General features: G+C 41.5%; 4 protein-coding genes. All 4 read left to right on the top strand.

Annotation, left to right across the window (positions count from 1 at the left end; genetic code table 11):
• Positions 1–177: 177 nt before the first annotated feature.
• A complete protein-coding gene (bla, locus tag H7U12_RS15985; protein ID WP_186639820.1) occupies positions 178–1,086 on the top strand; it encodes a class A beta-lactamase, subclass A2 in 909 nt (302 codons plus the stop codon).
• 87 nt (positions 1,087–1,173) lie between these two features.
• On the top strand, positions 1,174–1,611 hold the full coding sequence (locus tag H7U12_RS15980; RefSeq protein WP_186639818.1) for a VOC family protein: 438 nt from the start codon (positions 1,174–1,176) through the stop codon (positions 1,609–1,611).
• Between the two features lie 179 nt (positions 1,612–1,790).
• Positions 1,791–2,234 carry a VOC family protein gene (locus tag H7U12_RS15975; protein WP_186639816.1) on the top strand — a complete coding sequence of 148 codons (444 nt, stop codon included), beginning with the start codon at positions 1,791–1,793 and terminating at the stop codon, positions 2,232–2,234.
• 241 nt (positions 2,235–2,475) lie between these two features.
• Positions 2,476–2,901: an NAD(+)--rifampin ADP-ribosyltransferase gene (arr, locus tag H7U12_RS15970; RefSeq protein ID WP_186639814.1), complete on the top strand. Its 426-nt coding sequence runs from the start codon at positions 2,476–2,478 to the stop codon at positions 2,899–2,901.
• Positions 2,902–3,003: the final 102 nt, after the last annotated feature.

The raw sequence follows: 3,003 nt of genomic DNA, 5'->3' as shown, positions 1-3,003 counted from the left end.
AAACCTATATAAACGTTTAGTTCTCCTCTCCCATTTCAAATATAGGAAATTGCACTCTCGCAGATGGGCAAATATAAAGGTGTAAACGTCACCTCGGCCGTCGGTCTAGCACGTTTTTTACCCGAGTCTGGTTGTAATAATTTTACAGGCATTTAACAGCCTTCACATACCCCAAACATGATTCGCATATTTACCTTAGCAACAGCGCTATTATTGGTTCTTGTTTGCCAGACATCGGCACAAACGTCAGGTGCGTTGCGGCAAAAGATACAACAGATTATATCAACAAGGAATGCAACCGTTGGGGTTTCGATTTTCGGTAATAAAGGGAATGATACTTTATCTATACAAGGAGATAGGCACTTTCCCATGCAAAGTGTGTTTAAATTTCATATCGCCTTAGCAACCTTGTCGCAAGTAGACAAAGGTCGGTTGTCGCTTGACCAAAAAATAAAAATCGGGAAAAAAGACTTGTTGCCCGGTATTTATAGTCCCCTCCGGGATAAGTATCCGAATGGCGCAACGCTGCCAATGGAAGAAATAATAAGGTATACCGTTTCTCAAAGCGATAATGTAGGGTGCGATGCGCTGCTAAGGCTTCTTGGCGGACCTCAGGCAGTTGAGAAGTACTTAATAAGAAATGGCTTCAAAGACATTTCAATAAAGTTCAATGAAGAAGTAATGCAGAATAATTGGGACCTGCAATTTCAAAACTGGACAACCCCGAAAGCGGCCACCAATGTGTTAGAAGACTATTATCACAACAAGAAAAAGCTACTTTCCCCAAGTAGTTATGACTTTGTCTGGAAAGCGATGAGGGAAACCGAACCTGGCAAGAACAGATTGAAAGGGCAACTGCCTGAAGGCACCGTTGTTGCTCACAGACCAGGTTCGTCCGGCAAAAACAGAACAACAGGGATATCAGCAGCGGTTAACGATATTGGCATTGTCTTCTTGCCCAACGGGGAATATTTTTTCATCAGTGTTTTTGTAACCGATTCAAAAGAAGACTTAGACACAAACGAAAGAATCATTGCTGATATTTCTAAAGCAGCTTGGGACTATTTTAACACCCAAAGTAATTAAAATTACCACCAACGGATTTGTTTAAACGCGTCCCTGCGCTCAGGTATTTGAAATAATAAACATGTAATAACTTAAAAGATATACATCATGGCACTAATCAATCCTCATATCAACTTCAACGGAAATGCAGAAGAAGCATTCAACTTTTATAGATCTGTATTTGGCGGAGAGTTTGCAAAAGTGATGCGTTTCAAAGACTTGGCAAGTGCAGAATTTCCTGTAGCAGAACATGAAGAAAATAAGATAATGCATATTGCTTTGCCTATTGGTAAAAACATACTAATGGCGAATGATGTCCCAGAAAGTATGGGCCGCACAAACGAAAACGAAAACAGAAGTAAAATTTCAATCAGTGCTGAAAGCAAAGAAGAAGCCGATAAATTATTCAACGGCCTTTCAGCAGGTGGACAAATTGAAATGCCTCTTTCCGAAAGCCCTTGGGGTTCATATTTCGGAATGTTCAGAGACAAATATGGAATTGAATGGATGGTAGATTATGACCCAAACTATAAGGGGCAAATTTAGCTTAACCGAAAACAACGAACGCCTGATAGTGTGTTGATGAAATGGTGACTAGACGTTGAGCCTTCAACTTACAGTGGTTGATGGCCGAGTACATTACTTACACGAGAGCGTTTTTTGCGAGATGAACAAAGCAGCATTTAATCCGAATTTCATAAAACGAGCATAAGAATACTTTTAAAATGAGATTTGCCCATACCAACATTATCAGTACGAATTGGAAAGAATTGGTGGAGTTTTACGTGAAAACTTTTGAATGTGAAATTGTCCCACCCATTAGAAATCAATCTGGAGAATTCCTTGAAAAAGGAACAGGTTTGAAGAATGCCAAATTACAAGGAGCGCATCTGTTGCTTCCAGGCTATGGAAAACACGGACCTACCCTTGAAATATATCAATATGAGACAATTGAAAATCAAGAAAGCATTTCCCCCAATAAAAGAGGGTTTGGGCATATTGCTTTCGAAGTTGAAAGCGTGGAAAAGGTTCTTTCGGCTTTGCTGGAAAATGGCGGAGAAAAGTTAGGGGAAATCGTAAATAGAAAGATAGAAGGGGCCGGGGAAATCACCTTTGTTTACGCCAGAGACCCCGAGGGAAATATAATTGAGCTACAGAATTGGAAGTAAAGCCATGGACATAAAAGTCAAGGGGCTATTTAATAATTATTTAAAGATCCTGTTTTGTAAAGCCGAAAGGAAGCGAGACTAGCCGCCCTTGTTGGTGTTCTCACCAACAATCCAAGCACAGGAGCCGTCCCCCTTGCTGGAGAGAACACACAGCAAGGGTAAAAGCTAAGCGCTGTTTCTTTTCTAAACAGGTTCAAAGCCGATAACCGAAACAACAAAGGATACCACAAAAGAATAAAGGATGAAAGAAGCCAATAACTTACCAGTCTTAGACGAAGGTCCTTTCTATCACGGGACCAAGGCTGACTTGCAGGTCGGGGATTTGCTGACGGCCGGATTCAAATCGAACTACCATCCTGAGATCATCATGAACCACATTTACTTTACTGCTTTAGTGAATGGGGCAGGGCTTGCTGCTGAATTGGCCCCTGGTGACGGTGTTCCACGCGTATATGTGGTTGAACCGACCGGGAGTTTTGAAAATGACCCCAATGTGACCGATAAAAAATTTCCGGGCAATCCCACACGTTCGTATCGCAGCAAGGAACCTTTGAAAATAGTAGGGGAGGTGACGGATTGGGTAAGACTCACACCCACAGAACTCCAAAAGTGGCAAGAGAACCTGGCCAGATTGAGAGCAGATCCCAATGCAGAAATCATCAACTAGCAACTCAATCTATGACCTTACTGAAGCTTCGTTTGAAAATCAACGAACTGCTTGAAAGAGTAGAGAAAAGGCTAATAAGTAAATCAGTTTGCTCTCCGTATA

The organism is Rufibacter sediminis, assembly GCF_014269285.1.
Classification (GTDB): domain Bacteria; phylum Bacteroidota; class Bacteroidia; order Cytophagales; family Hymenobacteraceae; genus Nibribacter; species Nibribacter sediminis.
The sequence above is the reverse complement of the archived record's forward strand: the minus strand, read 5'-3'. Positions and strand labels throughout refer to the sequence as shown.

Bases quoted from the DNA above. Each gene is read 5' to 3' on its own strand.
- arr (WP_186639814.1), top strand. From the start codon at position 2,476: ATGAAAGAAGCCAATAACTTACCAGTCTTAGACGAAGGTCCTTTCTAT.
- H7U12_RS15975 (WP_186639816.1), top strand. From the start codon at position 1,791: ATGAGATTTGCCCATACCAACATTATCAGTACGAATTGGAAAGAATTG.
- H7U12_RS15980 (WP_186639818.1), top strand. From the start codon at position 1,174: ATGGCACTAATCAATCCTCATATCAACTTCAACGGAAATGCAGAAGAA.
- bla (WP_186639820.1), top strand. From the start codon at position 178: ATGATTCGCATATTTACCTTAGCAACAGCGCTATTATTGGTTCTTGTT.